4 protein-coding genes are annotated in these 4660 nt (G+C 57.7%); 3 read left to right on the plus strand and 1 reads right to left on the minus strand.

Annotation, left to right across the window (positions count from 1 at the left end):
* The first annotated feature begins 253 nt into the window (after positions 1-253).
* Positions 254-649 carry a MobC family plasmid mobilization relaxosome protein gene (locus tag ACT3XD_RS19190; RefSeq protein ID WP_193063637.1) on the plus strand — a complete coding sequence of 132 codons (396 nt, stop codon included), beginning with the start codon at positions 254-256 and terminating at the stop codon, positions 647-649.
* 2 nt (positions 650-651) lie between these two features.
* On the plus strand, positions 652-2577 hold the full coding sequence (locus ACT3XD_RS19195) for a relaxase/mobilization nuclease domain-containing protein (RefSeq protein ID WP_193063639.1): 1926 nt from the start codon (positions 652-654) through the stop codon (positions 2575-2577).
* A 3-nt stretch (positions 2578-2580) separates the two neighbouring features.
* Here the strand turns inward: ACT3XD_RS19195 and ACT3XD_RS19200 are convergent, their stop codons facing one another.
* Positions 2581-3465, minus strand: coding sequence for a replication initiation protein (locus ACT3XD_RS19200; RefSeq protein WP_444280679.1), 885 nt, complete (start codon positions 3463-3465; stop codon positions 2581-2583).
* An 800-nt stretch (positions 3466-4265) separates the two neighbouring features.
* Between ACT3XD_RS19200 and ACT3XD_RS19205 the strand changes: the two genes are divergently transcribed.
* Positions 4266-4493: a hypothetical protein gene (locus tag ACT3XD_RS19205; RefSeq protein ID WP_192539983.1), complete on the plus strand. Its 228-nt coding sequence runs from the start codon at positions 4266-4268 to the stop codon at positions 4491-4493.
* Positions 4494-4660: the final 167 nt, after the last annotated feature.

Genomic DNA, 4660 nt, shown 5'->3' on the forward strand with positions numbered 1-4660 from the left:
GCAGAACTGCTGCTGCGTTGGGCAGTGCAGTATGTGCCGGCGGAAGATTGGAAGCGGTTACAAAGCAGGCTCAGGAAGCGTCGCGGCCAAGCTTAACACATCACAATCGAGTGATATGCTATTATGAGAGTCAGCTTTAGCTTTCAAGCCAGCCTACCCTGTCTGACAAAATCGCTGACGCTCTTTGTCGACAGGGGCTGGTGAGGGGCGCTGCCCCTTCAATCCCCGAACCCCAACCCCCGGAGGCATGGCCATGCCTGACCAACCTAGCCGCCGACAGCTTTCCCAGCGGGTAACGCTGCGACTGCCTGACGACACTGCCGCCCATTGGCGGCAGTCTGCCAAGGCGGCTGATAAGTCGTTGAGCGATTGGCTACGCCAACGTGTTGACGGTGCCGAGGCCGTGCAAACGGGGCTACGCCGACAGCCTCGACGGTTGAGAACACTGACCGCTGACCCCGTGCTTTTGCGGCAGTTAGCCGCCATTGGCAGCAACATTAACCAGATGGCTCGCGTGCTGAACAGTGTGGGCTTATCCCCTGCTGACCATACCCGGCTACTGGCTGAACTGGCCGCGATGCAGCGAGAGCTGCACCGACTGGCCGAGCTGCCCCGCTACGATCCTGCTGACCAAGGTGAGGAGATCTAGCCGTGCATATCAAGTTTCTCTCTCACGGTCAGGGCAGCGCTCGCGGTGCCGTCAACTACCTGCTAGGTGAGCGTGACCACACCGGTGAGGAACGCGCCGAGGTAACGGTATTGAGTGGCGACCCGCACCTAGTGGCTGAGGTGGCCGACGCCAGCGCGCACCAGTGGCGCTATACGTCTGGCGTTATCGCCTGGTCGCCAGAGGACAACCCGACCCCCGAGCAAATTAACCAGGTTGTGCAGGATTTTGAGCGCACCGCGTTTGCCGGTCTCGATCCCGACCAGTACGCGACATGCGCGGTTCTGCACAGAGAACAAGACGGAACGGCCCATATTCACACGTTGACCGCCCGTGTTGAGCTGTCGACGGGCAAGGCGCTGAACATCGCCCCACCGGGCCATGAAAAGACTTTTGACCCGCTGCGCGACTACTGGAACCACTCACAGGGCTGGGCGCGCCCAGACGACCCTGAGCGCTTCCGGCACGTACAGCCCGGCCATGAACCCCACCGAAGCCACCCAGACAGGCACCCCAAGACCCGCGCTGAGATCACCGCCCACATCGAAGCGCTCGCCGCTGATGGACTGGTGACGAACGCCAAAGAAGTACGGCAAGAGCTGGCCGACATTGGCGAGATCACACGAGCCAGCAAGGACTATGTGAGCGTGCGGCCTCATGGCGAAGACAAGCCCATCCGGCTGCGAGGAGAGCTATACCGTGACAACTGGACCATCGACCAAACCCTTGAGCGAGAAGCTCGCCGAGCGCAGAGCGCAGCAGCTGGCCGAGATGGACAGCGTGACCCAGACGCAGCTGAGCGAGCACGAAAACGCCTTGAAGCAGCAACTGGCCGCCGCGAGGCATACCACCGAGAGCGTTATCAACGACCTGAACCACAGCTTGAGCAAGCAGCTGAACTCAGTCGTGGCTGGGCAACGGCAACAGATCGAGCAGATCGAGAAGCGCCTAGCCACGGCAGCGGCACAGGCCGAGCGGTTGAGTCAGGTCGGTGGCCTTCGGAGCTGGACGCGCCCGGCAGCGATCACGGTGGCCGTGATGCTGACGGTCAGCGCCCTGGTGGGGAGTGGCATCCTGCTGACCGATTGGCAGATCAACAAGCGCATCCAGCACTTACAGACCTTGAACGCGGAGATCCAGCGGGCCGAGTCGATGCCTCGGTTGGGCGATCATCTGGAAATACGCACGATTCAGGGCGCGACGTACTTGGTTGGGGAAGCTTGGATAGGGAACATGGAAGAAGACGGGACGCAGGTAGTCGAGCTGACGAACACAAGGAATTAACCCATGACGGAACTGGAAACCCTGCTATTGCGGCAGTTAGAGCAGCAGCAGCTCGATTCAGAGCGGCTAGTGAGCGACTTATCAAGGCAGCTACAGAGCTTGCAAAAGGTGCTGGTCGAGCAGCAGAACGACAGCGAGGAGCTGCGCCGAGCACTGCACCAGAGCGACCAGAGGAACGCGGCAGCGGTCGACAAACTGACCAAGCGCTTCGAGGCGCTGACCGAGCAGCTGACCGCCTTACGGATGCAGTGAAACAGACGGTTCAGGACTATCAAGCTCGGCTTGCCCAGCAGGCCCAACAGCAGCGCAAGGCCCAGCAGCAGGCCGAATTGGCTCGACAGCGTGAGGCGCGTCACAAGCAGGCTGAACCCATCGTCAATGAGTTCACGGCGCTTTGCCGGAAGCGCTCGCTTGGCATGGCTGGCTACAGAGACAGCAGCAGCGACTGGAAGGACACACCGCAACCGCTGCGAGAGCAGGTTGATAGCTACAACGCCATGCCCGAAGCGGCACAGCGGCGCGTGCTGGCTGACATGAAAGACGACCCGGCCAAGGTTAAGGGCATCGCTGACTTGCTCCAGCAGCGTACCTTGGTGCGGAACCGGGATCATGGTTTCGGGCTGTGACACCTACCGCTGCTTGGCTTCGATGAGCAGTCGTAAGGCGGCGTCTTCGTAACTTTCCCCTGTCCGCGCCTTGGCTTCGATTATGGCCCTAGGAATGCCGTAGATGGCCCCAGAGGCGTTTTTGTCCTTCCCTTTGGCGTTTCCACTGGTTTTAGGTTTTTGTGCCTTCACGGGATTTTCTGAGGGCTTCTCGCCGAAGGTAAACACCAAATGAGAGACGCGCCGCCCGGTTTTGCGCTGTGACCACTTCACCCACATTGGCGAATGCTCGTTGATCTGCTCGACGGCAGGCTCGATCACGCGGCGTTTGAGGTCGCGGATGTTGCTGTAGCGATCCTCCAGCTGGAGTGCGTCACGGAACCAAGTCAGCTCTACTTCACGCTTTCCGGCGTCGCGCCACTGGCACAGCAGCTCGTAGAGGCGGATGGCGTGGGCACTGGTCATCTTGGCCACATCGGCTAGAGCGTAGCGTGTGAACTGCGCTGAGAGCTGAGACAGGTAAGGCACCATCGGTTGGCTGAAACGAAGTGATACGGTGCCCTGATCCTCTTGGTAAACGACTTCCTGCACCCAGCGTGTAAGCCGTACCTTGCCCCCGCTCTTACCGTTGGGGGGTTCGTGCAGCGTCACACGCCGCTCAAAAAGGCGCTCTGAAGCAGCCTTGAGGTTCTGGTAAGCCGTGCCCAGTTTGGTCCCCGTCATTTCGGCGATCTGCTGGGCACTGACTATGTAGAGCTGCTGGTCGGTCAACGGCTCATCTCTACGAACCTGAGCGATACAGGCCAGTACGATACGCTGTTCGTAGAGGCTGAGGCGGTAGGACGCTTCAACCAGGGCGTTGGCTTTGTAGACCTGCGGAGACTGCATGGCCATCCATTTATGTGACATTGTCAGTAGTTGTCACATAAAACCATCAATCTGTCCCCCTTACAACCATCAATTTGTCCCCTTTTAACCATCAATTTGTCCCCTTTTAACCATCAATTTGTCCCTTTTTAAGTCGAATTACTATTTAAAATCAATATCTTATAACGCCCTAAAAGGGAAAAGGAAAAAGGTACAGAAAAGAGCGCGTATGCGCTCACCTACCCTCCGCTCCGCTCCGCCCAGCCCTTCGGGCTGCCTCATGATGACGCGCCAGAGGCGCGGCAGCGGCTTCTAGGTGCTACGCACCTGCACCGCTTTGGGTGGGCGCTATCGCGCACCAGTATCGTGCGGATCGTCAACAACCCCGGTTTAGCAGTACAGTGGGCTGCGCCCACCAAACCCTGTTACCGCTTCGCTCCATGCCGCTGCGCGGCATCAAAACCCTACCCTCGCAAAACTCAAGATAAGGCGAATAATCTTGATTTTATGACTATAGGCGTGAAAATTTCACATCTATCACTGAGATAAAAGTATGGAGATTCTTAACTGATTAACTATGCTGTAGCTATTCACATGGGAAAGTGTGACAGTGACGCTTGTTAAGCAGGGATGCTACTTTTTAGGAAGAACGAGCCGGAGTTGGCTCAATGATGCCACGGATGGTTGAGCAGGACGCTCATCAGTGCTTGCAGGGACGTGATGTAAGAATTCCGCCCGACCCGAAAGGGTCGGGCTTTTCTTTGTTTGAGCTAAAATAAGCGTGATATTATCACGCTTATAAACTACAATTGTAGTCATTAATCCGACCTGAGTACCTGGCTATGGCGCTTCGCAAAATCAGTGATCTCAAACCCGCGTTTAGCGGTGATAACGTCACCGAATGGCAATCCCCCGGCGGGACGCGGTATCGCTATGAACGCGATCGATGCGCGGTGGGCCAGGAAATGGGTCCCGGTACGGAAGCGTATGACTGGCACGTACTGGCTCACAATGACCTTACCCATGCCAAACGAAAGGTGTTTGAGTTGATTAACGAGGATGAATTTTAATGCCACGCCCCAGAGCTCTACAGGACGCCGAGGCGCCGCTGTGGCTGGCGGTGTTGCTGGACTATACGTTCAGCGATAAAAACGCTCAGCGGGCCGCACGGCTTGATTTGTTAGGTATCGCACACGATGCCACCGCCTATCCTGATGACATACCTCATTGGCGATTG

This window comes from Halomonas sp. AOP7-B1-5 (assembly GCF_052353045.1).
Taxonomy (GTDB): Bacteria; Pseudomonadota; Gammaproteobacteria; order Pseudomonadales; family Halomonadaceae; genus Vreelandella; species Vreelandella colorata.